27 protein-coding genes and 4 pseudogenes are annotated in these 26093 nt (G+C 60.5%); 15 read left to right on the top strand and 16 right to left on the bottom strand.

Going from position 1 to position 26093, the window contains the following annotated elements:
- Positions 1–44 precede the first annotated feature (44 nt).
- The 7 genes from ML401_RS25085 (at position 45) to ML401_RS25055 (ending at position 5736) form a co-directional block, all read left to right on the top strand.
- A complete protein-coding gene (locus ML401_RS25085) occupies positions 45–1064 on the top strand; it encodes an ABC transporter substrate-binding protein (RefSeq protein ID WP_285807301.1) in 1020 nt (339 codons plus the stop codon).
- 12 nt (positions 1065–1076) lie between these two features.
- Positions 1077–1901, top strand: coding sequence for an ABC transporter ATP-binding protein (locus tag ML401_RS25080; RefSeq protein WP_285807300.1), 825 nt, complete (start codon positions 1077–1079; stop codon positions 1899–1901).
- The gene (locus ML401_RS25075) at positions 1898–2737 is read left to right on the top strand and encodes an ABC transporter permease (protein ID WP_285807299.1); all 840 of its coding nucleotides are present in this window, start codon (positions 1898–1900) and stop codon (positions 2735–2737) included. Before ML401_RS25080 ends, ML401_RS25075 begins: the two co-directional genes overlap by 4 nt.
- A gap of 41 nt (positions 2738–2778) precedes the next feature.
- Positions 2779–3240: a carboxymuconolactone decarboxylase family protein gene (locus ML401_RS25070; protein ID WP_285807298.1), complete on the top strand. Its 462-nt coding sequence runs from the start codon at positions 2779–2781 to the stop codon at positions 3238–3240.
- Between the two features lie 35 nt (positions 3241–3275).
- Complete coding sequence (locus ML401_RS25065; protein ID WP_285807297.1) at positions 3276–4058, top strand: SDR family oxidoreductase; 783 nt, start codon at positions 3276–3278, stop codon at positions 4056–4058.
- A gap of 11 nt (positions 4059–4069) precedes the next feature.
- Positions 4070–5041, top strand: coding sequence for a quinone oxidoreductase (locus ML401_RS25060; RefSeq protein WP_285807296.1), 972 nt, complete (start codon positions 4070–4072; stop codon positions 5039–5041).
- Between the two features lie 203 nt (positions 5042–5244).
- Positions 5245–5736, top strand: coding sequence for an Ohr family peroxiredoxin (locus ML401_RS25055; RefSeq protein WP_285807295.1), 492 nt, complete (start codon positions 5245–5247; stop codon positions 5734–5736).
- Positions 5737–5784: 48 nt separating this feature from the next.
- Here the strand turns inward: ML401_RS25055 and ML401_RS25050 are convergent, their stop codons facing one another.
- On the bottom strand, positions 5785–5928 hold the full coding sequence (locus ML401_RS25050; RefSeq protein WP_376717305.1) for a hypothetical protein: 144 nt from the start codon (positions 5926–5928) through the stop codon (positions 5785–5787).
- Positions 5929–5938: 10 nt separating this feature from the next.
- Here ML401_RS25050 and ML401_RS25045 point away from each other — a divergent pair, with 10 nt between their 5' ends.
- The 4 genes and pseudogenes from ML401_RS25045 to ML401_RS25030 all read left to right on the top strand — a co-directional run bounded on the left by ML401_RS25045 (position 5939) and on the right by ML401_RS25030 (position 7357).
- Positions 5939–6316 carry an ATP-binding protein gene (locus ML401_RS25045; RefSeq protein ID WP_376717304.1) on the top strand — a complete coding sequence of 126 codons (378 nt, stop codon included), beginning with the start codon at positions 5939–5941 and terminating at the stop codon, positions 6314–6316.
- Positions 6313–6615: a hypothetical protein gene (locus ML401_RS25040; RefSeq protein WP_376717409.1), complete on the top strand. Its 303-nt coding sequence runs from the start codon at positions 6313–6315 to the stop codon at positions 6613–6615. The genes ML401_RS25045 and ML401_RS25040 overlap by 4 nt, the downstream gene beginning before the upstream one ends.
- Entirely contained in the window at positions 6512–6859 is a 348-nt protein-coding gene (locus ML401_RS25035; RefSeq protein WP_376717384.1) for a transposase, read from the top strand. Before ML401_RS25040 ends, ML401_RS25035 begins: the two co-directional genes overlap by 104 nt.
- Positions 6847–7357, top strand: a pseudogene (locus tag ML401_RS25030) (transposase). The gene ML401_RS25035 and the pseudogene ML401_RS25030 overlap by 13 nt, the downstream one beginning before the upstream one ends.
- Positions 7358–7909: 552 nt before the next feature.
- Here ML401_RS25030 and ML401_RS25025 read toward each other — a convergent pair.
- The 3 genes from ML401_RS25025 to ML401_RS25015 form a co-directional block, all read right to left on the bottom strand.
- Positions 7910–8380, bottom strand: coding sequence for a carboxymuconolactone decarboxylase family protein (locus ML401_RS25025; RefSeq protein ID WP_285807293.1), 471 nt, complete (start codon positions 8378–8380; stop codon positions 7910–7912).
- A 41-nt stretch (positions 8381–8421) separates the two neighbouring features.
- Positions 8422–8844, bottom strand: coding sequence for a cupin domain-containing protein (locus ML401_RS25020; protein ID WP_285807292.1), 423 nt, complete (start codon positions 8842–8844; stop codon positions 8422–8424).
- Positions 8845–9104: 260 nt separating this feature from the next.
- Positions 9105–10520, bottom strand: a complete 1416-nt coding sequence (locus ML401_RS25015) for a PLP-dependent aminotransferase family protein (RefSeq protein ID WP_285807291.1) — start codon at positions 10518–10520, stop codon at positions 9105–9107.
- Between the two features lie 235 nt (positions 10521–10755).
- Here ML401_RS25015 and ML401_RS25010 point away from each other — a divergent pair, with 235 nt between their 5' ends.
- Both ML401_RS25010 and ML401_RS25005 read left to right on the top strand, forming a co-directional pair.
- Complete coding sequence (locus ML401_RS25010) at positions 10756–11367, top strand: flavin reductase (protein WP_376717303.1); 612 nt, start codon at positions 10756–10758, stop codon at positions 11365–11367.
- A 15-nt stretch (positions 11368–11382) separates the two neighbouring features.
- Positions 11383–12951 carry a 4-hydroxyphenylacetate 3-hydroxylase N-terminal domain-containing protein gene (locus ML401_RS25005; RefSeq protein ID WP_285807290.1) on the top strand — a complete coding sequence of 523 codons (1569 nt, stop codon included), beginning with the start codon at positions 11383–11385 and terminating at the stop codon, positions 12949–12951.
- Positions 12952–13164: 213 nt separating this feature from the next.
- Here the strand turns inward: ML401_RS25005 and ML401_RS25000 are convergent, their stop codons facing one another.
- Entirely contained in the window at positions 13165–14112 is a 948-nt protein-coding gene (locus tag ML401_RS25000) for a LysR family transcriptional regulator (RefSeq protein ID WP_285807289.1), read from the bottom strand.
- 185 nt (positions 14113–14297) lie between these two features.
- Positions 14298–14681, bottom strand: a pseudogene (locus ML401_RS24995) (MFS transporter); the annotation flags it as partial.
- On the opposite strand from ML401_RS24995, the pseudogene ML401_RS24990 reads away from it, so the two are divergent.
- Both ML401_RS24990 and ML401_RS24985 read left to right on the top strand, forming a co-directional pair.
- Positions 14676–14927: pseudogene (locus ML401_RS24990) on the top strand (IS5/IS1182 family transposase); the annotation flags it as partial. The pseudogenes ML401_RS24995 and ML401_RS24990 overlap by 6 nt on opposite strands.
- 37 nt (positions 14928–14964) lie before the next feature.
- Entirely contained in the window at positions 14965–15252 is a 288-nt protein-coding gene (locus ML401_RS24985) for a hypothetical protein (protein WP_285807288.1), read from the top strand.
- Positions 15253–15265: 13 nt separating this feature from the next.
- Here the strand turns inward: ML401_RS24985 and ML401_RS24980 are convergent.
- The 10 genes and pseudogenes from ML401_RS24980 to ctaD all read right to left on the bottom strand — a co-directional run bounded on the left by ML401_RS24980 (position 15266) and on the right by ctaD (position 26093).
- Positions 15266–17639, bottom strand: a pseudogene (locus ML401_RS24980) (membrane-bound PQQ-dependent dehydrogenase, glucose/quinate/shikimate family).
- Positions 17640–17644: 5 nt separating this feature from the next.
- A complete protein-coding gene (locus tag ML401_RS24975) occupies positions 17645–18022 on the bottom strand; it encodes a cytochrome c family protein (protein WP_285807287.1) in 378 nt (125 codons plus the stop codon).
- Positions 18023–18041: 19 nt separating this feature from the next.
- Complete coding sequence (locus tag ML401_RS24970) at positions 18042–18677, bottom strand: cytochrome c (protein WP_285807286.1); 636 nt, start codon at positions 18675–18677, stop codon at positions 18042–18044.
- On the bottom strand, positions 18677–19528 hold the full coding sequence (locus tag ML401_RS24965) for a substrate-binding domain-containing protein (RefSeq protein WP_285807285.1): 852 nt from the start codon (positions 19526–19528) through the stop codon (positions 18677–18679). The genes ML401_RS24970 and ML401_RS24965 overlap by 1 nt, the downstream gene beginning before the upstream one ends.
- On the bottom strand, positions 19512–21359 hold the full coding sequence (locus tag ML401_RS24960; RefSeq protein WP_285807284.1) for a methanol/ethanol family PQQ-dependent dehydrogenase: 1848 nt from the start codon (positions 21357–21359) through the stop codon (positions 19512–19514). The genes ML401_RS24965 and ML401_RS24960 overlap by 17 nt, the downstream gene beginning before the upstream one ends.
- 102 nt (positions 21360–21461) lie before the next feature.
- Entirely contained in the window at positions 21462–22250 is a 789-nt protein-coding gene (locus tag ML401_RS24955; protein ID WP_285807283.1) for a heme-binding protein, read from the bottom strand.
- 78 nt (positions 22251–22328) lie between these two features.
- Positions 22329–23252 (bottom strand): cytochrome c oxidase assembly protein, encoded by a 924-nt coding sequence (locus ML401_RS24950; RefSeq protein WP_285807282.1) that lies wholly within the window; start codon positions 23250–23252, stop codon positions 22329–22331.
- Positions 23240–23593: a hypothetical protein gene (locus ML401_RS24945; RefSeq protein WP_285807281.1), complete on the bottom strand. Its 354-nt coding sequence runs from the start codon at positions 23591–23593 to the stop codon at positions 23240–23242. Before ML401_RS24945 ends, ML401_RS24950 begins: the two co-directional genes overlap by 13 nt.
- Positions 23590–24189 (bottom strand): cytochrome c oxidase subunit 3, encoded by a 600-nt coding sequence (locus tag ML401_RS24940; RefSeq protein WP_285807280.1) that lies wholly within the window; start codon positions 24187–24189, stop codon positions 23590–23592. The genes ML401_RS24945 and ML401_RS24940 overlap by 4 nt, the downstream gene beginning before the upstream one ends.
- Positions 24186–26093 carry a cytochrome c oxidase subunit I gene (ctaD, locus tag ML401_RS24935; RefSeq protein ID WP_376717383.1) on the bottom strand — a complete coding sequence of 636 codons (1908 nt, stop codon included), beginning with the start codon at positions 26091–26093 and terminating at the stop codon, positions 24186–24188. The genes ML401_RS24940 and ctaD overlap by 4 nt, the downstream gene beginning before the upstream one ends.

Genomic DNA, 26093 nt, shown 5'->3' with positions numbered 1-26093 from the left:
ATCGTCGACTTAAAAGGTGCGTGTACCCACTGGAGGAGCGCCTCATGTGTCGCTTGCCGCTGATCAAGCCCTCGCGTCGTATACTGTTGTCGTCAGCCGGTTTGATCGCGGCCCGTCTGGCTGTGCCGCGCCGTGTGAATTCGGCGCAACCTGCAAAGCTGACGCTGGCAATTCTTTTCGTGCCGCGAGGCGACTTTGCTCCCTACTATCTCGCCCGGGAGCGGGGATATTATGCGCAAGCCGGCATCGACTTGACGATCAAGCACGTTCTTGGGAACGCTTTTGCATTCCAGATGCTTTCAGCGGGAAACGCGGAGTTCGCGCACGCCGATATCGTCCAGATGCTTCAACTGCAGGGCGCAACGCCGGAGCCGGCGATGAAGAGCGTTGCCGTCGTCTGTGGCAGAATCCCGCTTTCGCTGTTTTATTTGAACGGCCGAGGGATCGAAAAACCGAAGGATCTCGCCGGGCGCTCCATCGTGGATTCACCTGGATCCACAACGCCTGCACTCATCAAGCTCCTGGCCCAGGCCAATGGCTTTGATGCAGGTACCATCGAGTGGAAGAGTGCGGCTGCAAATGCCAAAGCAGCTTTGATGTTGCAAGGTCAGGCCGATGCAGTGTCAACGTATCTGCCGGCGCTTCCCAGCACGGCCGCCCGGGCTCCGGCAGGTAAGACAGTTGGCGTGTTCAATTTTGGCGATCATGGGGTCGACATTTACGGCGACGGCATCATCAGCACAGGTGCCTTCGTTCGTGCCAACCCCGACCTGACGAGGGCCTTCGTTCAGGCGACGCTGCGAGGCTATACGGATGCCTTCGCAAACCCCGCCGCAGCTGTAGAAGCAATCGTGAAGAGTGCCCCCGAGCTTGATCGAGCCAATGCCCTCAAGGAGCTCGATATCGCTCGTATCCTGAACAAGAAAGACGACCGGGATCTCGTGGGCTTTGGTGCGCACGATCCAGTCAAGATGGCAGCCACCTACGCGGCGGTGATTGAGGCCATCCGGCAGCCGATTGCGCGGCCCGTGGGCGACTTTTTCACAAACGACTTCCTCGCGTAGAGGGACCCAGCAATGTCGATGGTTCATGCAGCTACAGAAGCAAGGGACGCTGCGGCTCTGGTAACACTGAGCGAGGTAAGCAAGCATTATCCGGCCCGTGTCAGTGGAGCGCCGCCGCTGGTCGCATTGCGGCCAACAACAGCCGAGTTTCGACATGGTGAGATCGTCACAATCGTCGGTCCCTCGGGGTGTGGCAAATCAACCTTGCTTTCGCTGGTCTCAGGTCTGGAGAGGGCGTCAAGCGGCACTCTGATGATCGATGGCGATCCGCTGCTCCAGCCCTACAAGGACGCTGGTATCGTCTTTCAAAAGGATCTCCTGCTCCCGTGGCGCAATGCGCTTGATAATGTCCTTCTTCAGGCGGAGGTCCGCGGGATGTCGCGGAGGTCGGTGACCGCTCGTGCCCTGGATCTGCTTGCAATGGTCGGCCTGAAGGGCTTCGAGCGTCACTACCCTCATGAGCTTTCGGGCGGAATGCGGCAGCGGGTCTCGATTTGCCGGGCGCTGCTGCACGAACCCAGGCTGCTTCTGATGGACGAGCCTTTTGCTGCGCTGGATGCAATCACACGGGATCAACTCGCTCTCGATTTCCAGCACATCGTGAAGGCAGATACGAGAACAGTCGTCTTCATAACCCACAACATGGATGAAGCCGTGTTTATTGGTGATCGCGTCATGGTCATGACCGCGCGACCTGGCCGGATTGCCGATGTCATCGACATCAACATCCCGCGCCCGCGGACAATCCATTCGCGCGATCTACCGGAATTTACGGCGTACACGGGCCGGGTCCGAGACCTCTTCATGGAACATGGCGTATTGAAGGACCACTCATGAAAGCAGCGCTTCAGGTTTCCCAAGAGTCGGCTTCAGCCCCCGTAGTGCGCCGTCTGGTCCCGATGGTGCGCCAGGCATTCTGGCCGCTGACGACTATTCTCCTGTCCCTGGTGCTCTGGCAATCGGTAGTCGATATGCTCGCCATACCGAAGCTGATCCTGCCGTCGCCGCGGGATATTGCGTTCAACTTGATCGATAAGAGAGGGATGTACGCCAGCTTCACCATTCCAACGCTTCTGGAAATCCTGTTGGGGTTCTGCAGCGCCGGTCTGCTTGGTGTGATGATCGCAGTGCTGGTGTCGTTCAGCTCCATCGCGCGGCAGACGGTCTATCCGCTCCTTGTTTCGTCTCAGATGATCCCCAAGGTGGCGATTGCGCCCGTGCTGATCATCTGGTTCGGAACCGGGCTCGAAGCCAAGGTGCTCATTGCCTTCCTGATTGCGTTCTTTCCGATCACGCTTTCCACCATGGTAGGATTGGACGCTGTAGAACGAGATACGGTGCGGCTTTTCCGTTCGATGGGAGCCAGCTCAGTCGATACGTTCTTCAAATTGCGTCTGCCGACTGCGCTGCCGAGCATTTTCGCTGGCCTGAAAATCGGTATGAGCCTTGCGGTGGTCGGTGCGGTGGTTGCCGAATTTGTCGCGGCAGAGCGGGGGCTGGGCTACTATTTGCTCTACGCGAACGGACAGCTTGATACCGTCGGTGTATTCGCCGCACTGACAATCCTGACTGCGCTGGGAGTAGTTCTCTTTTACGGGGTCGAAGCAGTCGAACGCTTGGTCGTGCCGGCTCCTCTGGTTCGTCCGGGCGATCCGACCGCGGCGTCAATGTGACGCCGTAAGCTAACTGCATCAAAAGCCATCAGGAAAATGCAATGAATAAATCCATCCTGGACTTTTCGCGCGTTCGAAGCGAAGTCGGACCATACCGCGACGATCGGCTGAGCCTTGAGGAGCGGGGCAAGCGGTACGAAGATCTCATCGGATTCGTGCCTCCACGCATTGCAGCGCGGCTGAACGTCACGGGTGCGCTCGACTGCAAGCTTCTCGATCTTCAGGAGGAGATTCGCCGGCATGCAATGTATCCGGCCTGCTTCGACGTGAAGACATCTCAGCTCATGCTCTTCGGCATGTTGGTGATGGGGTTGCTCGATGCAGCCTCGTTACATGCGCGCGCCGCCCGCAAGGCCGGCGCCTCGTGGGAGGAGATGCATGCGGTCGTGAGCCTCGCCTACCTCTTTGGCGGAATGCCTGTCGCCAATCGCGGCGCCGAAATCATCGCGCAGCTCGCCGAGGCAGAAGCAACCGGTCGCGATCTTGCCTCTGAACCGGCGTAACGGCAGCTCAAAGCCTTTTCACGGGAGAAGCGGACATGGAACTTGGACTAGAGGGAAAGCGCGCGCTTGTGCTGTCATCAAGTCGCGGATTGGGCCGTGCTATTGCCGAAGGGCTGGCTGCTGAGGGTGCAAATGTCGCGGTTACCGCGAGAAGCAAAGAGCAGCTTGCCACCCTGGCAAAGTCGATTAGCGAGAAAGGTAAGGGCAGGGCAATTCCGGTTGCTGGCGACCTCGGCAAATCGGCGGACGAGATATTCGCTGAAGCCAGAGAATTGCTTGGAGGAATCGATATTCTGGTTGCCAACACAGGCGGTCCGCCCGCCAGCCTGGCAGCTGAGCTGGATCGAGCGGTGTTAACCGCCCAGTTCGAGTCGATGGTCCTTCCGCTGGTTCAAATGGTCGGCCTGGCATTGCCAGGAATGCGAGCCCAACGGTTCGGACGAATAATATTGGTAGCATCGACGTCGATCGTGCAGCCTATTCCAAATCTCGCGATCTCGAACATGCTGAGGTCTTCCTTGGCCGGGTGGGCAAAGACACTGGCAACAGAGGTCGCAAAGGACGAGGTGACGGTCAACATGGTGCTGCCTGGACGCATTCAAACGGACCGAACTGGTGAGCTCGACAAGGCGAATGCCAGGCAGCAAGGCCGGACAGTTGCGGAAATAACGGAAGCGATGCTGGCCTCAATCCCGGCTGGCCGCTACGGCAGGCCCGAAGAGTTTGCCGATGTCGTCTGCTTCCTCGCATCGACACGCGCGAGCTTCGTAACTGGAAGCATGATTCGGGTTGATGGCGGCGCGGTCAAAGGATTGTAGCAGTACGGAATATGCCAAAGGTTATCAAAATCGACAGCTTCGGCGGACCGGAGGTGATGCAAATGCGGACCGAGCCCCGCGGCAGTCTGAAGTCTGGCGAAGCTCTTGTTGCCCACATCGCGGCCGGGGTGAACTATCTCGATATAAGTCACCGGCAGGGGCACTATCCATTGCCACTCCCCACAGGACTCGGTGTTTCTGGTTGCGGGATCATCAAGGAAATCAGAACGGAAGGCTTGGACCTTGCCGTCGGTGATATCGTGGCGTACGCGGGCGTTTCTCCAGGCAGCTACGCTGAGGAGCGAAGTGTTGCGGCGGACCGGTTGGTGAAGCTCCCCGCCACGATCGAGCCTGAGCTGGCCGCGGCCGCCCTGCAGCAGGGTATCACTGCAGCGTTCCTGCTCCAGGATGTCTTCCCCGTACGAAGAGGGCACGTGGTGCTCGTTCATGCAGCCGCTGGCGGCGTAGGCACCATTCTTTGTCAATGGGCGAGGACAATCGGTTCGACAGTGATCGGCGTCGTAGGTTCGAAAGAAAAAGCATCTCACGCGTTATCGCATGGTTGCAAGTATGTGGTCGTTTCCACATCAGAAAAGGTCGCGGACCAGATTCGCGAGCTTACTGGCGGGCGTGGCGCGGATGTGGTGTTCGATTCGACAGGTGCAGATAGTTTCGAGACCTCGCTCCGGAGCCTGTCGATGCGCGGGATGCTGGTGAGCTTCGGCTCCGCCTCGGGCGACCCGCCATCCATCGAAGTCGGGAAGCTGGCGCAGCTTGGCTCGCTCTATCTTACTCGTCCGCGGTTCATTCACTACACGCACCAAAGACAGGATCTCCTGCGGTACGCCGCGGCATTCTTCGCAAAAGTGGAAAGCGGCCTCAAAGTGCCGATCGGTCAAATCTATAAGCTCGATCAACTGGCTCAGGCTCACAGAGACGTCGAGAACAGGGCGACCAGAGGCTCAAGTGTCATCGTGTTTTAAACCGTCCGCATAAGTGCCTCTCCAATCAGAGATCTTGGAAAGCATGGCTCGCGACTATCGTAATTTCGTAGCGGCGATGCGTCGTCGCTCTGGTCAGCGTTACGGCTCTGAGCAGCGAGCCATTTGATGGTCACAGGCAGCCGCCTGCCGGATCTGTTGGTGATTACGGAAGTGATCGACAATATGGTTAGAAAGGGCCCGTCATGAGTTCTGTCAAAACACCACCGATCAGTCTGCTCGAGAAGTACACAGGGGAGGCATTTCAGCCGCTCTATACCGGCTGGGTGAGACTGACGGGCGGTGAAGCACGCCATGGAAGAGCGTCAGGAGTAGCGAAGTCTGATGACGGAGCGCTTTGCGTTGATTTGCGACTTCCAAGCGAGCTTGGCGGCACCGGCGGGGGGACGAATCCAGAGCAGCTGTTTGCCGCTGGTCTTGCTGCATGCTTTCACGGTGCGATGAATCTGATCGCGGCGCGGAATAGGATTCCGGTACGGGATTGCTCGATCCGGGTCAGTGTGACGTTCGGTAGAGACCCGTCTGATGGTCTGTTCCTGCTCAAGGTTGATACCGAGGTCACACTTCCAGACGTCGACCGTACGATTGCACGCGAACTGATCATGGAAACCGAACGTGTATGTCCGTACTCAAAGGTACTTCGGCAAGGGTGCGAAAGTACGGTGTGGCTCACCTAGTCTGATGCCCAGGCTCGAGTTGCTGTCATTGCCCGCGCACAAGAGCGACTACGCGGCGACAAGGATGGCGGCACGGTAGAGATGAGCGGCCATCTCGAAGATCTCTGCCGCACGCTCGGCGACATGCTTCGCGATGTGCGCCCGATAGCCGTCGTGGTCAATTCGGACGAAGGTAGAAGTCAATTCGTCCAATGCGGTTTCGGTGGGACTGATCGTCAATGAGCTTGCGACCAATGCTTTCAAATATGCCTTTCCGGAAGATCGAGGAGGCACGGTCAAAATCAGTTTGTCCCGACAGCCTTCCGGGCTCGAATTGGTCGTCGAGGACGATGGGGTAGGCTGCCCTCCCGAGCCCTCCCAAGGCATGGGCTCACGTTTGGTGCGCCTCCTGGCCGTCAATTGCAGGGCGAAATCCGGCGCGATAGTCAGCATGGTGGATGCAGAACAATCGTTACTCTTCCAATCGGGACTAATTGAACAACTGCAACCACAACGTCCGTTAATGGGCTGGACCGGCTGCTTCCCCCGCGGCGATAGTCTGCAAAGACTACCCCGCAGCATCCGGAGAAGCAGCCCATGACCACCAAACCTTTGGCCTCGATCGGCATCGACATCGGCAAGGAAGTCTTCCACGTCGTCGGTTTAGGCACTGACGGCAAGATCGCTTTCCGTCGCAAGATCAAGAGACTGGGGCTCCTTGAAGCCTTCAAACTACTGCCGCCCAGCATCGTCGGCAATGGAGGCTTGTCTCAGCGCGCACTTTGTCAGCCGTGCGCTGCGCCAACTTGGCCATCAGCCAAGGATCATCCCTGCGATCTATGTGAAGCCGTTCGTGAAGGGACAGAAGAACGACTACAACGACGCCGAAGCTATTGCTGAGGCCGCCCTACGGCCGAACCTGCGCGTGGTACGCGAGAAGACACAGGACCAGCTCGACCTCCAGGCTCTGCATCGGGTTCGCTCCCGCCTGGTCTCGCGGCGAACGGCGACCATCAATCAGATCCGTGCCTTTCTGATCGAGCAAGGCATCGCGGTCAGGACTGGGGCGGCGGCTCTGCGGAACTCGCTCTGGCAATCCTGGAGAATCGGCAGGACCAGATATCGCCGCGAATGCGCGATCTGATCGTAGGTCTCTACGAAGACTGGATACATATCGATGAGCGGATCGAGACCCTTGCCAGCGAGATCGACCAGATCGGCGAGAAGGAAGCCAACTGCCAGCGCCTCATGAGCGTCCCCGGCATCGGCCCGCTGATCTCGACCGCCGTCGTGGCGGCCATTGGCACTGGTGAGGCATTCGAGCGCGGACGAGACTTTGGCTTGGCTTGGGCTCGTGCCACGTCAGTACAGTACGGGTGGCCGATCTATTCTGGGACGCATCTCCAAGCGCGGAAGCAAGTATCTCAGAACCCTGTTCATCCAGGCTGCAAACGTCATCCTGATGCGCCCGCATAATTGGAATCGCTTCAGCTTCGGAGCATGGCTGCAGAACGCAGCTCCACGGCTGCACCGCAACAAGCTGGCAACGGCCCTGGCCAATAAGCTGGCGCGGATATCATGGAGCATCTTGCGCAACGAGAAGACCTTCGACGCACCAAATCACGAAGTGATCGCAATCTGAACCCTACCCCGAGTTCGCGACAGAGAGATGCATGGAACGGATCAATGAACGCATCCAGAGTCTGGTGACCCAAATGGTTGCTTGCCAACCTGTCCACTAATAAGACCAACGATGCGTGCGTATTCCCATCAAGGCCACGGCCCGCGAGCCGATCAAACAGGCCGGATACATATCAGCGACTTCCGAAACCCACGCACGATCTCTATTGCGAAACGCAGCCGGTCCATACATTCGGGTCAATTTCGACGGTTTACAGGGATTGTCGAGTGGGCCGATGTCCGCTTCTGACCGTAAGCGTCTAACCAGTCGTTGGCTCGAAAGCGGGGTTTTCGACAGGACCAAACAATCTCATTGGGTGGCGACGCGCCGCTCGGGTCGATCAGGCTTTGCCGCGCCTCAATGAGCCCGGGTGCTAGTATGAAGCGCAAAGTAATTTTGTTGTGCCGCAACCAGAGCAGCACGGCTTATAGTTGGAAGCAGGCGCTCTCCCATCGAACTTTCCTCGCACTAAAAAGGCCGGCCCGACATAGTCGGGCCGACAGTGCTCGGGAGTCAGGCGACTTTCTGTGCAGGACGATCACTCTCATCGACAGGGTGGTCGGCACGAAGTCCTATCTGGGTCCGATTCCAAAGATTGATTGTACCCACCATAAGGGTCAGATAGCTGATCTCCTGGTCGCTGAAATGCCTTTGCAGCGTTGCGTAGTCGGAATCGGGCGCACCTGCTTCCGCAATTTTGGTGAGCGCCTCGGTCCAGGCCAGAGCTGCCCGCTCACGTTCCGAGAAGAGAGACGACTCACGCCACGCACTTAGCATGTGCAGCCGCATGTTCGTATCCGCCTTGAGCGCCTCCTTAACATGCATGTTGACGCAGAAGGCGCAGCTGTTGATCTGCGATGCGCGGAGCTTGATGAGCATCGCGAGGCGAGGTTCGATTGTGCCAGCTGTCAGCGTCTTTTCAACTTCCATAAGAGCCTTCACGACGTCAGGAGCGGACTTGAAGATATTCGATCGGGGGTTCATTTGGATGTTCCTTCAAATTTGGAGGTGATCAGTGACTGCATTTATCGTGCGAAGATGGTGAGCTCCGTATCGGCAGTATCGACCACAAAGATCGCCAGGATCTGTGCGGGATTTGTCTTGCTGGCGTTAGCGCTTACCTGATGATGGTCTCCTGGGTTCTCTGTCCAGAATTCCCCGCGCCTATAGTTGCGGGCGGGTTGACCATTGATGGCGATCGTGACTTCCCCTTCCAGCACATAGGCAAGGATAAAAGCAGATTTTGCATGGGTATGCGGCGGTGAGGAAGCTCCGGGCTCATACTTGACCAGCACCGTCTTGAGCGACTTCCCCGGAAGATTCGGAATTCCGCTGGCAGAATTGAGTGAAACGTTAGCTCCACCGGTCTTGATCTGGTGCGAGTCGTCGGCTGATGCGCTGCTAATGATCAGCGCTACTCCTACAGCAAGTGCTGCGAGGCTCTTCATTCAAATATCCTTGGTGGACGGCATTGTTCCGCTGGCGTGCGGAAGGCCAGGGCTCCGGCCTAATCGGCTTTTACCGAACCGTGTTGGCGGCGATAGTGCCAAGATGTAGGAAAATTATTGTACCAAGAGGGCGCAGGGGATCATTCTGCGACGAGGGGACATGCTTTCACACGAGGGGCGCTTGGGCTGACGACCTGCACTCTCTTCGCTAAGCCAATCTCCGAAGAGCAGAGGGATGTCCTGCACGACAAACGGGACTGTTAGCTTCTCAGGAGCGGCTTGAGCATGAGCCAGGATTGTCTGGCAGAGGATTCCCGGAGATTCGTCACACCTAGCATCAAGCCGTGTTCTGCCGTTGCAGGATTAGCAAACCAGGGTGACAAGGGCGTCGGCGACAGGCCGGATGCGGCGGCTCTGCGGGCCACATCCATATCACTGGTCCCCGGCGCGCAGCGTATCAGGACCGCATGGCCCGCTGCGACCGGATCTATGGCTTCATCCTTGACTTCATCGAGCAGGGCCTTCAGCCGCATCCCGTACAGGCGCTTCATCTTCCTGAGATGCCGAAGATAGTGGCCGTCCGCGATGAATTGCGCCATCGCGATGTGCGAGGCGATAGAAGGTGAGGGTAAAAAGCAGGCAGCAGCCTCTGCAAACTTCGGGGCGACCTTCGGGGGAGCGACAAGGAAACCGATGCCCAGTGAGGGCTTCATGGTCTTGCTGAAGCTGCCGATGTGGATGACTTTTCCCTGATCGTCTTCTGATGCGAGCGCTGGCGCGACCCGGCCGATCAGCTGAAGCTCGCTCAGGTAGTCGTCCTCAATGATCCATCGATCGCCCGAGCGGGCCCACTGCAGCAGATCGGTCCGCCTTCTGCTAGACATGACGGCACCTGTTGGTGCGTGCTGGCCAGGTGTTACGACGGCAAGGTAAGCCTCAGGAAAGCGCTGCGTGGCGGCACCGATTTCTATGCCTTGTTGATCTACAGGCACCCCGACCGCATCTACGCCCGCCACTTTCAATCCAACTCTCATCAAAGGGAAGGCTGGATCTTCTATGAGTGCGGTTCGACCGCGCGCGCCCAGAACAAGAAGTGCCAGCGCCAATCCAGCGCGAAAACCGCTGGTGATGATAATCTGGTTCGGCACGCACCGGATGCCGCGGGCTATTCCGAGGTAAGTCGCGACTTGCCGTCTAAGTTCATGGTGCCCACAAGGGTCCGGGTAGCTTGGAGGGGCACTTGCCTCTGCCCGGACTGCGCGAGCGTGGATGCGAGCCCAGAGCTTGGCCGGAAAGGCGTCCTGCGCAGGTACACCGGTCTGGAACGGCAGGATCGGGAGGCCGAAACCACCGACTATCGGGTTCGCCGGAAGTTCTATCGTGACGCTGGCGGAGGACGCGGCTCTGGCCGGGCGGTCCGAAACAAACGTCCCGGCCGCGCCGGCCGTAGTAATTAAGCCCTCCTCGAGCAGCCCGTCGTATGCGGCCCCGACTGTTCCTCGCGCGACGCCAAGTTGCGCAGCCAGATCTCTCAAGGACGGTAGTCTCGCACCCGGCCGAAGAGCGCCGCTTTCAATTGCAGCACGCAGGCTGTTGCGTATTTGCATGACCAGCGGCGGCCGGGCAGGTCCTTCAACCCGGATATCCCGGAAGAGACAATTTGGCGGATCCTGCATCGTAGCTCTCCTCTTCCACTGCCGATCAACGCAGCGCGTTGCGCAAGGTAGCGCGGCCGGTGTGCCCGCTCCGATAACAGCAGGCTTGAGTATTCTGGCGGATAGACTTGGTCCTCCTAGCGGACCCGAGAATCGGCGGGGCGTCCATTCCTTCAGGGCAATACTGCCAATAGCCCGGCGCCCGATGGCGGGCGGCACCGTGTTGCGAGAGGCTTCGCCAACAAAATTCTAAGAAATGCATCCGAGCGGGGCCAGCCGCGCCCGGAAACCATGGAGAGGAAAAATGCTCGGGCAGACCCACACTGTGGCCAGTGACTTAGCCGCTGCGCGACTGACGGAAGGTCCCTGCGCGGGCCATGTGTCAGCTGACGATTTTCGCGAGGCACTTTCTAAGCTGGCGACTCCTGTATCGATTGTCGCAACGAACGGGGCGCATGGCATCGCGGGTTTCACATGCTCAGCCGTATGCTCGATTACAGACGACCCGCCAACGCTGATGGTCTGCTCAAATCGGAAAAGCTTTGCAAACTCGATCATCAGAGCGAACGGAGTGCTCTGCGTGAGCAGCTTGTCTGCGGACCAGATTGCCTTGTCGCAGCTGTTTTCCGGGGCCGGGAAGGTGCCCATGTCGGACCGGTTCAACGAGGCAGACTGGGGAATCCTCACGACTGGCGCGCCGTACTGCAAGAGCTCTCGTGTGGCGCTCGACTGTAGAGTGGCTCATGTCCGAGACGTAGGCAGCCATAGCGTCATTTTCGCGGAGGTGCTCGCCATCCTGCACGCGATACCAGGCGATCCTCTCATTTATCACAGCCGCAGCTATGCAACCATCCGAAACGTGACCTAATCGATAGGAGAAGAAATGCTACGAACAGGCGCACAATATCTCGAAGCACTCAATGACGGGCGTAACGTCTGGGTCGGAGACGAAAAGATCGACAACGTTGCCACTCACCCTAAGACTCGCGATTATGCCCGTCGAATCGCGGAATTCTACGACCTGCATCACCGCAACGATCTGCAGGACGTCATGACGTTCGTCGACGAAGACGGAGAGCGGCGATCCATGCAGTGGTTCGGGCATCGGAACAAGGAAGAGGTAAGACGCAAGCGAAAATATCACGAGACGGTCATGCGAGAAATTGGCGGGACATCGTTCCCCCGCTTGCCTGATACCAACAATTATCCGCTTCTGACCTATGTTGACGATCCGCAACCTTGGGAGGACGCGGCGATTGGTGCCGAGGGGCGGGGCCTAGCAAAGAACGCGGTGGATTTCTTCCGGTTTGCAAGGGAGCACGATCTCAATTGCACTCCCCAATTTGTCGATCCACAGGCCGATCGCTCATCGCCCGACGCCCAGGCGAAATCGCCGGCGCTTCGCCTGATAAAAACGGACGAAGAGGGGATCGTTGTTGATGGCGTTAAAGCCATTGGTACCGGAACGGCCTTCGGTGACTGGATCCACATCGGTGTCTTTTTCCGTCCCGGAATTCCGGCCGAGCAGATTATCTACGCGATGGTCCCCGTCAGCGCCAAGGGCGTCACAGTGGTATGCCGCGAGAGCACCGTAAAGGAGGACTCGGTTGAACATCCGTTGGCGGCCGCGGGTGACGAGCTCGACAATATCACCGTTTTTGACAACGTCTTCATTCCCTGGAAGTACGTCTTCCACATCGGAAACCCGGATCACGCAAAGCTGTACCCTCAGCGCGTATTCGATTGGCTGCACTATCATGCGATCATTCGGCAGATGGTCCGTGCCGAGCTGATGGCGGGATTAGCGATTCTCATCACCGAACATATCGGAACGAGCAAGATCCCTCCGGTACAAGTTCGCGTCGCCAAATTCGTCGGTTTTCATCAAGCCATGATTGCTCACGTGGTCGCCGCCGAGGAGTTAGGTTTTCTCACGCCTGGCGGGCACTACAAGCCGAACATTCTCCTCTATGATTTCGGCCGGGCGTTCTATCTTGAGCACTTTTCAGCGCTGATCCACGAGCTGCTTGATTTGTGTGGGCGGAGTGCTCTGCTGTTTCCAACAGAGAAACAGTGGCAGGATGCACGGGTCGGTCCCTGGCTCAAGCGGCTTAACACGGGGCCGAATGGAGAGCCGCATGATCGGCTCAAGATTGGTCGTGTGATCCGTGACCTGTACCTGTCTGACTGGGGTGGTCGCTTGTTCATGTTTGAGAATTTCAACGGGACGCCGTTGCAGATGATCCGCGCGTTGACGATGCAACGTGCTGAGTTTGCTGGCAATGGCGAATACGTTCAGTTCGCAAGGCAAGTCTGCGGCGTCGACGTCAAATCCTCGGCCAAAACCGAGTACCAGTCTTCCACGGCCTATGCGCGTGCGCAGGATTCAGCACAAGCTTGGCAGGGTAGCGATCGCAAGCCGGCTGCGCCGGTACTTGATCCGCGTATATAAGTCTGCTGCAGCCCGACGGCACGAGATGGGCCGTCGGGCAACGTCGCAGCAAGGCTGAGAAACACTGCAATCGGCACCCTTGGACGGGGGGCCGGGGTCTGGAATGCCGTTGACGAGTGGGGTGGAGTTGGATCGACTAATGGGCCTTTTGAAAGTATCGGAACGAGACCTGACGTTGGATGTACCGTCCGCATCGCCGTGGCAAATAAGCTTCTATCGTTTCCGGGCCGGTGGCTTTCCCCCGAATTGAGAATAGATGACGGTACGTAGCCACTGATTGCCCGGGTCCCGATCGAAGCGCTCGTGCCAGTACTGGGCAATTTCGAAGGCTGGTAACTTGAGCGGAGGTTTGGCTAACTGCATGTCCAGCTCACGAGCGAGAACTGCCGCCACTGGGCCAGGCATGGTTGCGACTGCATTGGTGCTCTTGGCGAGAATAGCTGCCGCAGTGAACGTGGGCACATGGGCAATGATGTTCTTTGCTGGCAATTGCTGTTCCAGCGATCGTTCAGCGACCTGGTGTGGATGACCCGTGCCCGCAGCAGTAATGAATATATGCTGCTCCTCCATGAATTCACCGAGCGATGGCGTCTGGCGGAGGCGGGGATGATCCTTCTGGAAGAGGCACATATGCTGTCCTGAGAACAGCTTCTGCCGGCGGATCCCAGGAATTAGTAACGGAAACTCGCCGATCGCGAGATCGATGTCCCCCGATTCCAGGGAGGGGTGGAGATTTTGTAACCCAACCTGAGCCGCGCGCAACCGGACTCCAGGTGCGGAACTGAGCAGGTTCTTGATAATGGGAGGCAGGATCACGATCACTCCGGCATCGAGAGTGAACACTCGGAAGACACGCCGGGATTCGGGCGCCTCAAACCGGGTTTGCTCGCTGCGCAATCGTTGCAGGCCATCGAGCACGGCGCGGACCGGCTTCTCCAACTCCAAGGCTTTCGCGGTTGGCTCCATATGGAGTGACACGCGGACAAATAGCGGGTCGTCGAAGTAGCGTCGAAGCCGGGCCAAGGTTTTGCTTAACGCTGGCTGTTGAGTATTCAACGCTGACGCAGCGCGCGTAATGCTGCGTTCACGAAACAGGACATCCAGCACTCGAAGGGCGTGCAGGTCGAGCTCTTCAGCGTGCTTTCCAACAAAGGATTCCATTCGTCTCCGCCGGATGGGCAGGTATGATGCGAACCAGATTACCAATACCTGCACGGGATGCCAAATCGGCTTCCACGTCCGATATGCGGTACTTGGTCTCTGAAAAGATGTTACAAGCAGGCCTGTCTGCAGCGAACGAGCTACGGACAAAGCCGCGCGTTGATCGCGAGCGACTGGCCGTCGTGTTAGATTGTATGGCCGCGCGTCGCTTTGCCTTCCCTGGAGTACCTGGACAGGGCGACCTTGAGGGAGATCAGCACCGGCGCTGCAATGACAAAGAGCAGGGCGATCGCATTGAAGGCGGTATCGAAGGCGATCACTGTTGATTGCCGAATGAGGGCACCATCCAGAAGAAAAGTCGATGCCTGCATGGCGAGCGCGTCCATGCCTTTCCCAGCGATTATAGCAGCGGTCAGTTTCAGCCGCTCGTCGACAGCGAAAGTGCCGGCCGTCAGGTTAGCCCCTAGCACTGCTACGTTGCCTGCAATGTTGTGATCAATCAGGGTTTGGAGGGCCGCGACGCCGATAAGCCCGCCAAGCTGTCGACCGGTATTGAAGAGGCCGATACCAATGATCTGCCATTCCGGCTGCCGCTGAGTCCGACGGGGTCACGACGTGCGGCTTGCCGGGAAACTATTGTCTCCTCTGAGTCGGGTTAATGCTGCTTACCGACTGTGGCTGTGACACCTGATTGGATCAGAGAGCTTACCATCAAGAAGGGCGCGGGGGCCACCATCCCGCCGAAAAGCGATCGAAGCGATCCGATCAGCAGACGTTGCCCAGACCTTTTTGAACCTTGTCCGTACGCCGCGCGATGAAGTGGCTGTCGGCTGGCCAGCCCGAGCGGGTCAGATGGCCTATGCGATCGCGCCGAAACTCACCGAAGATCTGGTGGGGAGCGCATTCCGGTTCCTGCTGTCGCGGGCGCGGCGCGCACCGATCAGCAAGGGAAGCATGATCGAGGCATCGCCGCCGGGCACGTCGATCGACGGAGGCTGGCTGGTGCGGAAACAGATTCCGCCCGCCGGGATCATCAGCAAAGGAATTGCTGTCCTTGCGGTCGCTGCCTGTGCTGGCGTCGTGGCCTCAGCACTGGCGCGCCCGCGCCGGCCGATCAGGACCCGACGTCGCCGGACATAGACGCGCCGACCGATCAAGGCAGCGCGTAAGCCCGCACGTAGCCGCCGAGCTTCGTGCCGAACGAGCCGTGGCCGCCATCGACTGTGACGACATATTGTTTGCCACCTGCCTCATACGTCATCGGCGTGGATTGCCCCCCAGCGGGAAGGCGATCCTGCCAGAGCTGCCTGCCGTCGCGAACGTCGAACGCCCTGATGTAGTCGTCCATCGTCCCCGTGATGAAAATGACCCCACTCGCGGTCACGATCGGGCCACCCAGCATGGGAACGCCGAGCTTGAAGGGCAGCGGGAGCGGCGCCTGGTCGCGGATCGTGCCGATGCGGTGCTGCCACACCACCTTGTGGGTCTTGAGGTCGACGGCGGCGATATTGCCCCAGGGCGGGGCGAGGCAGGGTATGCCGAGCGGCGACAGGAAGATGCCGAGATCGACGCCATAGGGGGCGCCGTACATCGGCTGCACGCCAAGTTCGGTGCCGGGGGGATGCGCCGCATTCGGCGCGGCTGGATTGTCCTTTCCGCGCGGCACGAGGCGGGAGATAAACGGAATGGACTGCGGATTGGCGATGGCAATCTGCCGTCCAGGATCGTTCGCGATGCCGCCCCACTCGAACATGCCGAAATCGCCGGGGAAGACCAGCGTGCCTTGCTCAGAGGGTGGCGTGAACGGCCCTTCGTAACGCAGACGCTTGAATTTGATGCGGCAGGCGAGCTGGTCGAACATCGTGCTGCCCCACATCTGCGCATCCGTCAGCATGCCGGGCGGGCGGAAGCTCAACTCCGAGAAGGGCTGGGTGGAAGACAATCGGTCGCCGGGCGCAGCTCCCTGCGGTACAGGTTTTTCAGGCGCAGGCACCAGCTGATGGCCATCGCGGCGGTCGAGCACGAAAATGTCGCCGGTCTTTGCCAGAATGTAGATCGGCCGGCGTGGTGCCGCCATTCGAACGCAAATCGACCAGGCTCGGCTGCGAGGGCATGTCCATGTCCCAGAGGTCATGGTGCACGTTCTGAAATGACCAGCGCAGCTTTCCGGTGGCGATATCCAGAGCGATCAACGCTGAATCGTAGCGCTCCTTCTCCGGCGAACGGCCGCCCCAGATATCCGGCGAGCTCGAGCCGAGCGGGACATAGACGAGCCCCAGCTTTTCATCGGCGGCCGAGATGCTCCACGAATTCAGGGATCCCGCTGTGAAATGATGCGATGCCGACGGCATCTCGTTAGGATCGGAATTGCCGGCGTCAAAGGCCCAGATCAGTCGTCCGGAATAGATGTCGAAGCCGCGGATGACGCCCGACGGCACGCGATCGGAATAATTGTCGATGACGGCGCCGCCCACGATCAGGACCTTGTCGGTCACCAGGGGCGGCGAGGTGCCCTCGTAGAAGCCGAGCGTCTGGATCTCGCTCCCCTCCTTGAGATCAATCTGGCCTTTGTTACCGAAGCTGACGCAGGGCGTTCCGCTGCGGGCGTCCAGCGCAAACATCCGGCCGTCATTTGTCGGCACGAAGATGCGTTCCGGACAATCGCCTGGAGCTGGGGTGCCGTCGGCCGTCAACGCGCCCTGCTTCTTCCCGTGATAGGACACACCGCGGCAGGTCATGTGCTGGAAGGTCTTGTTGTGCTGGACCTGCGGGTCGAATTTCCAGCGCAGCTGACCGGTCTTGGCGTCGAGCGCGAACACGATCTGGTGCGGCGACAGGTGTAGAGCAGGTCGCCGATCTTCAGCGGCGTCGCCTGGCTCGTGATCTCGTCGGGGTCGTCAGGACCCTTGTGGTCCCTGTGCTGAATTCCCACGCGAGTTTGAGATCTTTCGCATTGGTTGTGGTGATCTGGCCGAGCGAGAAGTAGCGCGTGCCGTCCAATTCTCGCGCGCGGTGGGCGTAACTTGATCCGCGGAGCCGATGGCGCCCGTCGTCTCGCTCTCCGCTATGGCGCCGGCTAGATCGTGGCGATCGCGCGCCAGAGAGACGCCGAGCACGCCGGCCCCGACGACCAGGACGAACCCGAGCGCCCAGCGCGCGGCCCGCAAATTGGGCGCCAAACGTCGGGCTATGAACGGCAACAGCAGCCAGACGCCGAGTGGCACAAGGATGTCGCCTCGCGGTGCCAGTGACCAGAAATCGAAGCCAGCTTCCCAGATCGCCCACGCCATCGTGCCAAGCAGTAGCGCGGCGTAGATCCAGAGAGCCTCGGCACGACGTCGCACCAGCAGCCAGGCCGTGAGCAGCAGCATGATGCCGGCGACGAGATAGTAAACGGAGCCTCCGAGCATCGCGAGCCAGGCACCACCCCCGACGAGGCCCAATCCCATGATGGCGATCATCACGATGGTGACGGCCAGCAAAGGCGCATCGCGGAACACGTTTGCAGGGCGCGGTGCGGGATTCATGTGATCTACTTCAGCGTATAGAGAAACGCCGCGATATCGCGTGCGTCCTTTTGCGAAATGCCCATTCTCGGCATGGCGTTGCCGGGCAATGCACGCTGCGGATCTTCGATCCAGTCGGCCATGTTGTCCGGCGAGTTTCGGATGTAGCCTGCGATATAGGTCCGCGTGCCGATCCGATGCAGCGGAGGGCCGACGTTGCCGTCGGCGCCGGCAACGCCCGGAATGTCATGGCAACCGCCGCAATGGTAATTCTTGACGAGATCTGCGCCGCGACGTACGTCGCCCATAAAATTGTCCGGGCCGGCCGCCTTACCGGGCTCGCAAGCTGCAGCCGTCATGGCGAGCAGCGAGCCGATCAGCAATCGTATCATTGGACTGATCATCGGCTGCTCCGCTCCTCAATCAGGGCTTTTGACCGAAATTGAAGGACTTGGTGGCGGACCACGGGTCGGTCGTCGAGACCTGCTCGCTCGGAACCTGCTCGAGCTCAGGCGACAATGGGTCCGCCGAGAACGTGCGGCCCCATTGCCGGCTCGGCTCGTTGCTGATCTTGGCGATATAGGTGACGAGGTCCCAGATCACGCTGTCGGGCAGCACACCGCCCCAGGCCGGCATGCCATTGGGCCGTCCCTGGTAGATCGACAAATAGATGTTTTCGGGCTGCGCGCCGTAGGTGAAGAGATTGTTGCTCAGCGCCGGCCCCATGCCGCCGCCGCCATTCGGCGCGTGGCAGCCGACGCAATTGAAATTGACGAAATAGGTCATCCCGCGCTGCTCGGCATTGGGGTCGCCCTGGACCGGGTTCTTGATTACAGGCGCATCCGGCTGCGCGCCGGGGAAGAGCGTAGTCAAGGGCACCTGCATGAATACGCCCGGCCTGCCGTTGCCGACGCTGCCGCCAAAGTTCGGCCGCGGCGCCAGCGTCGGCATCTGCGCCTCCTGCGACTGCGGCAGGGTCTGCTGGGCAAGCAAGGCGCTGTTCGGCACCGCCGCCAGCAGTAGCGATAACACGCTCGTGCGCAGCGGTACTGCAGACATCAGCCGGGTCCTCCTGAAACTGTCACGGGCTCCTCCACCAGGGGCACACCGTAGCTGCGCAGCAGTGCAGCGATATCGGATCGATGTGCGTCGATGAACGCGTTCAGCTGGTCGCGTAGCGCTTGGTCCCCCTTGCGAACGCCCATCGAAATGGCGAACTGGAACTGTTGGGGTGCGAAGCGGTCGCCGTCCCGGATCGGGGTGACCGACAGCGGCACCTTGGAATGCGCGGCGAAATAGCCGCCCAGCGGACCCCAGGCGGCGGCGACGTCGATCTTGCCGTGTTCGACCGCTTCGATCAGGCGTGCAGGCGGGTCGGCCTGACGATAGTCGCCATAAATCGAGTACCCGCGGACATTGTCGACAATGCCGAGCTGGCCAAGCACCTGCGCCGGCGGCGGATTGTTGCCGTCATCGCCGACGAGATGCACGCCGATCGTCAGGCGATGGAGGCGGGGATCGAGCAGCGACGAGAGATCGAGATGCGCGCCCTGGCGGCTGACGAAAACGTAGGTCGAGCGGTAATAGGGCTTTGTAGTCTCCACGAGTTCGTAGCCGGCAGGCACGCCCATCACGACATCGCATCTTTCGGCCTTGAGCGTGTTGCGGATGAAGCCCCGACGCTGTGCCCACCAGGTGTAGGATACCGACCGCCCCAACGCCTCGGCCACCATCGAGGCGAGCTTGTTCTCGAAGCCCGCTTCCGTGTCGTTGGAAAATGGCAGATTGTTCGGATCGGCGCAGACACGTAGCTCACCATTTGGGGCAGCGACGGCCGGCGACGCGATCCCGACCCAGCCGGCAAGGACGAGAGCAACAGAAAGAGAGGCCCAATCACTTCGGAGGCGCATGGCTGCCGTCCTGATTGCTGGTGCTACTGAGCTTGAACACCAGAAGCTCACTGCCGCCTGCCGTGTAGAATGGCAGGTCCTGCATGGCACCGGTGAAGCCGAGCGCGCCGTTGCGCACGCGCTGATCGACCTCTGCATTGGCCACCGCGCCGGGCCAGCCGCCGACACCCGAGAGGATGGCGATGTATTGCTGCCCATCGGACCCCCGATAGGAGATCGGCTGGCCGATGAACCCGGAGCCCGCGCGAAACTGCCAGAGCAATTTGCCTGTTTTCGCGTCCACTGCCTTGAAAAGGCGGTCCATCGTTCCATAAAACGCGACGTCGCCGGCCGTCACCAGCGCCCCGCTCCAGACCGGCAGCTTCTCGTGGATCTCCCAGACCTTCTTGCGAGCGACCGGGTCCCACGCCATGAACTCGCCGCGATGGCCTCCCGGGCCCGCATACATATCGACATCGGCGCCGACATAGGGCGTGCCGGCGATGTAGCCGACCTGCGACGCCTTGAAGTTCATGCAGAGATGCTGGTGCGGAACGTAGAGAAGCTTGGTGCGAGGTGACCAGGCGGACGGCTGCCAGTCCTTGGCGCCCGGTGCCGTGGGGCAGATGTTCTCGACCGTCTTGCCGACCAGAGGGGTCTTCTCTTCATTCGGGATGATCTTGCCGGTCTTGAGGTCGACGCCCTTATAGGCGTTCACGAATTCGTAGGCATCTGCCGAGATCACCTCGCCGGTGGCCCGATCCATGACGTACATGTAGCCGTTGCGGCCTGGGTGGATCAGCACCTTGCGCGGCTGTCCATTCAGCTCGAGATCGACCAGCACGTTCTCATTGATTTCGTCATGGTCGAACAGATCGTGCGGATTGACTTGATACGCCCATTTCGCATGGCCGTTGTCGGGGTCCCGCGCGAAGATGGTGGTGCTCCACAGATTGTCGCCGCTGCGCTGGTTCGCATTCCACGGGCTGGGGTTGGCGGTGCCGTAATAGATCATGTTGAGCTCGGGATCGTAGGAGATCCATCCCCACATGGTGCCGCCGCCGACCTGCCAGCGGTCGGCGGGCCAGCTCTTGATGCCGAGATCCTTGCCCTTGAGGTTGTCGTAGAACGGCTTGAAGTCGTCGCCGATCAAGACGTCCTTGTCGGGGCCTGTGGCGTAGGCGCGCCAAGCGATGGCCCCGGTGTTCTCATCGAGTGCGGTGACCCAGCCCCGCACGCCCATCTCGCCGCCGCTGTTGCCAATGAGAATCTTGCCCTTCACGACGACGGGCGCCATCGTGATGGTCTCGCCCTTGTTGATCTCGCCGAGTTTCGTGTGCCAGAGCTCCTTGCCTGTCTTGGCGTCGATTGCAACCGAATGATTGTCCAGCGTATTGAGGAAGACCTTGCCGTTGTCGAAAGCGAGCCCGCGATTGACGACGTCGCAACAGGCAACGCCCGCTGCGGCGGGTTCAGGCTTCGGCGCGTAGGACCATTTCAGCTCCCCCGTCGTCGCATCCAGCGCGAATACGCGATTTGGGTAAGGTCCGGCGTAGGGACTGACCACATACATGGTCCCGTCGACGACCAACGGGGCGGCCTCCTGGCCGCGATCGGCTCCGACCGAAAACGTCCAGGCGAGCTGCAGGCGCGAGGCGTTGCTGGCGTTGATCTGATTGAGTTCGCTGTAGCGCGTGTTGCCGTAATCGCGGGCCGCCATCGGCCACTGGCCGGGATCCTTCATGCGACTGGCGAGATCGGTCTGGGCAAACCCGGGCGAAAGCAATTCGCCGCAGGCGCAAACCGCACCCAATGCCCCCCACAGCAACTGCCTGAGGCCGGAACTTAACATAAGTGAAGATCTCCACGGCATTGACGAGGCCTCGCCGCGTTGCAGGCCGGTTGCGAACGTACAAACGTTGCAGGCGTTCTTGGTTCCTAGTCGCGACGGGAGCTATCTCACAACGTTCCCCGATACGCCGGCGCCGAGGTCGACGGCAATCTGATCCTCCTTGCCGTTGCACTTGGGATGACCAAAGCCGGAGGGGCTTTTACCGTCCGGTCCGATGTCATAGATGATCGCGTCCTTCATGTTGGGGCTGACGCCGGCCGGCACATGATCGAGGCCGAGGAAGTGGCGAACGCGCCAAGCCACGTTGTGGTCCGCACACGAGCTGTCGCCGCTGACGCCGAGCGCACCCGCGATGCCGCTGCCATCGTAGAGCGCGAGCCCACCGCCGAACACGATCACGCCGCCAACGGGTTTGCCGACCATCGGATCTTTTGCTGTGCCGAACTCGTCGGGTGTGCCGGCATAGATGACCTCCGGAGAGGGCGGATTGCTGAGTGCCGCTCCGAACAGAAAGCCGCCGGGTTGTGAACCCGCGTAGAGATTGGCGGTCGCCATCGCCCTGTCCTTCAGGCTGAACGCATTCGCAGTGTTGGCCTTCTCGGCGGCGATCGCACGGCTGCCGAGCCATTGATCGTCGACCTTGCTGCCGCTGTAAGCGACGGCGCAAACCACCCCCTGGCGATTGACGACGGCAGCCCATTCGTTGTTGTCGAGGCCGCCATTGCTGGGGCCGCCGCCGGGCTTGACGCTCTTCTTGAGAATGTCGGCGAGTTGATCATGGTCGACCGGACATGACATTCCCGGGCGCGGCTCGTCCTGCGCGATCACACCTTGCGGCATCGCAAGGGCGGCTGCGAGGATGGCAGTCGCCGCGACGGTTCGCTTGCCCATATGGCCTCCACGAAATTGTCGAAAGTCAGCAGGCGAACGTTGCATCACACCTGCGGTTCCTACGTTCCTCGTAATCATTCAGCCGGCATGGCGAACCGCCGGCACCTGGGAGCGCGCAGGGACCGTGATGAGCCACCGATAGGCGAAGAACAGCGCAGCCCCGTTGTAGAGCATCCCCATGGGCACCCACATCAAAATGCCCGCGAGCTGCTGATCTTCCAGGGGAGACAAGTCGAACTCGCTGGCAAGGGCGCCCTGGCCTGGAATCCAGGTGCGAGTTGAGAGTGTCAAGAGCGCTCCCAGCACACCGGAATGAAGGACAGTGACGAATAGGCATCCAATGGCGATGCCGTCCCGCAGCCGCAGGCTGCGTCCGACGCCGCGGCCGTGGAAAAGCACCCACCAGAACAGCAGCGCGGTTGCAAAGAAGCTGATGTGCTGGAGGCGGTGAATGGCGGTGTTTTGGAGTGCCCACGCATAGAGCGGCGGGGCATGCCAGGCCCAGAGCGCCAGGCCGTGCAGGGCGGTCGCGCTGACGGGGTGACTGACGGCGGCCCAGGGCCGGGCCACAATTGGCCGATTCAAAAGACGGCCCGCCGCGGGCCGCACCGAGGCAGGCAGGCTCCACAGCATAGGCGCATTGATCCGAGCGTAGGCCATCAGTGGTGCCCCGACCACCATGAGCAGCTCGTGCTCGATCATATGCGCGGTGAACAGTCGCTCGCCGAGCCAATGCAATGGCGAGGTAAGGGCAAGCGCGACGACCAGCCATCCGGTCCAGAACGCGCCGACCTGACGGAAGCTGACGCCGCGGCCGCCGCCGGCGTGGCGCCAGAGCCGCTGCGTGCCGATGTAGAAGGAAATGCCGACGAGGTAGAGCGGCGTTAGAAGCCAGGGATCAGAGCTCCAGAGCGAGCCCGTGCCGACCTCGGAGATGCCGTGCGCTGTCGCAGGCGTTGCCAGCAGGCCGAGCAGGATTGCCAGGAAGCTCAGCGCAGGCATGGGTTGATCATCAGCGAGGCCGCGAGCTGGTTCGCGATGACCAGCGCGAACAGAACGCCGGAGCCGACGCCGAGCCAGGCCATGAACGTCCGAGGGCCGCCGCCTTGCGCATCGCGCCATTCGGCACCGGCGCCACGACGGACGGCACGGGCGGATATTGCCGTGCCCGCGAGGGCGGAGCCGGCGAGCACCGCGCTCATGATCGCGGCGCTGAACCTGGTCGTCTCGCATGAAAAATGAGCGAGCGCGTAGATCCCCTGCAGGTTGATGCCCCAGGCCAAGGGGCCGAGCGCGACGCCCGCCCAATAGAGTAGTTTCGTGTGCTGTTCGCTATCGGTCATAGGCGGGGCACCCAATCGAGCAGCGCGTAGAGCGGCAGCCAGGCCAGCACGACGAAGTTCCAGTAGAACACGTTGTCGGTGACGTCGCTGAACCTGCGTGGCTTTGCGTGCCGCGTGAACATCAGCACCGTCAGCACGACGGTATCGCCGAGATCGGTGACGAGATGGGTCGTGTGCAGCCCGAGGATCAGCCAGACGATCGATCCGTAGGCGGAATTATCCCAGCGCGTGTTGAGATGGGCGAATTCGAACCCGCGCAGCGCGAGCAGGGCGATGCCGATCAGCGACATCACGACCAGGCCCGTGCGTACCCTGGCAAGATCCTGCCGGTGCGCCGCGCGGTTGGTCATTTCGTTGGGGATGATGCTCAGGAGATAGATGATGGTCTCGGCCGTGCCCGGCCAGAGATCGGGCGGGGTCGCGCCAATCGGCCAGGTGGGATTGACGGCGTAGAGATAGAGATAGGCGCCAATGGCGAGAGCGAAGCCCATACCTTCCAGCGCCATGAAACCCATGGCGCCCCACCACGGACCGCTTCGGGGACCGTAGCCATAGGTCGGCAAGTCGCCGACATTGCGGACGATGGTTTGCCTCACTCCTCGTCCTCCTTGTGGCCGGCTGGCCAGAACCAGCCGATCAGGGCGATTGCCATCGGCGGCGTCCCCCACAGCACAGCCCAGGGCGTGAAGATCGAGCCAACGAAGAATACGGTCGTTGCGATCGCAGTGAGCAGCGGCCAGATGCTCGGTTCGGGCGAGGCCTCTCGAATTTGCGGCTCCGCTTCGGCCAGCGACGTCAAGAGCACTTCGCGGCGCTCCGCGCTGAGTCCTGCGACCACCGGCAAGCTTTCATTGTCGAACCACAGGGGATCGCGGTGCTTGACGGCGGGAATGCGATCAAAGTTCTGCGGGGGCGGGGGAGAGGCGGTCGCCCATTCCAGCGTCGAGGCGTTCCAGGGGTTGTCGCCGGCAAGCGCGCCGCGCCGCAAGCTATGGATCACGTTGGCGAGCAGCAGCGCGAAGCTCAGCGCGAATATGAGAGCGCCGCCGCTCGAGAGCAGGTTCAAATGCGCCCAATCCATGTCCGCGGTGTAAGTATAGACACGCCGCGGCATCCCGATCAGCCCGAGAATGTGCATCGGGAAGAATGCGACATTGAAGCCGACAAAGGCCAGCCAGAAGTTCCAGCCTCCGAGCCGCTCGCTCAGCATCCGGCCGGTGATCTTGGGAAACCAATAGTAGACAGCGCCGATCAGCGGGAAGACGGCGCCGCCGATCAGAACATAATGAAAATGGGCGACGACGAAATAGGTGTCATGCACCTGGGTGTCGATCGGCACCGAGGCGACCATCACGCCCGACAATCCACCCATGACGAAGATCACGATGAATCCAATCACGAACAGAAGCGGCGTGCGGTAGACCGGCCGACCGTCCCAAAGCGTCGCCAGCCAGCAGAAGATCTGCAAGCCGCTGGGCACAGCGATCAGCATGCTGGAAGCCGTGAACAGGCCAGCGCCGAGCTGCGGCAAGCCCGTGACAAACATATGGTGCACCCACAGGCCGAACGACAAAAAGCCCGTCGCGATCAGCGAGAGGATGACTACGGGGTAGCCGACGACGGGACGCCGGGCAAACGTCGCGAGGATCGCCGAGACCATGCCGGTGCCGGGGATGAAGATGATGTAGACCTCGGGATGGCCGAAAAACCAGAACAGATGCTGCCATAGCAGGGGATGCCCGCCGGAAGAGGAATCGTAGAAGCGCGTGTTGACGAGGCGGTCGAGGATTAGCGACGTCGACGCGACCATGATGGACGGCATCGCGAACATGACCAGGAAGCTCGTGACAAGCATCGCCCAGACGAAGAGGGGGATACGATCGAGCGTCATGCCCGGCGCCCGCTGCTTAAACACGGTCACCACGATCTCGACCGAGACCGCCAGCGCGGCCACCTCGGTGAAGGTGATCATTTGCGCCCAGACGTCGGGCCGTTTGGTCGGCGTGTACTGCAACGAGGACAGCGGGACATAGGCGAACCAGCCGACATCGGGTCCCACGTTAAGGGCAAACGAAATCCAGAGGAAGCAGCCTCCGAACAGAAACATCCAGTAGCTGAAGGCATTCAGGCGCGGGAAGGCAATGTTGCGCGTTCCGACCATCAGCGGCACGAGGTAGACGGCGAAGGCCTCCATGACAGGCACGGCGAACAGGAACATCATCGTCGAGCCGTGCATCGTGAAGATCTGGTTGTACTTGTCGGCCGACAGAAACGTGCTTTCGGGCTTGGCGAGTTGGACGCGCATGAGCACCGCGAGAAGCCCGCCGAGCAGCAGGAAGGCGAATGCCGTGACGATGTAGCGGCGACCGACGACCTTGTGGTCCACCGACATTAGCGCGCCGAAAAAGCCGGATGGCGTGCGCCAGATGCTTTCCATGCGCGTCGAAAGCTGAAGGCCATTCAGCGCGTCATCACGCAGCCCGCGTTGCTCGGCCACCAT

This window comes from Bradyrhizobium sp. 62B, from assembly GCF_030272265.2.
GTDB lineage: Bacteria > Pseudomonadota > Alphaproteobacteria > Rhizobiales > Xanthobacteraceae > Bradyrhizobium.
Note: the sequence above shows the minus strand (reverse complement) of the source record. Positions and strands in the feature narration are given on the sequence as shown.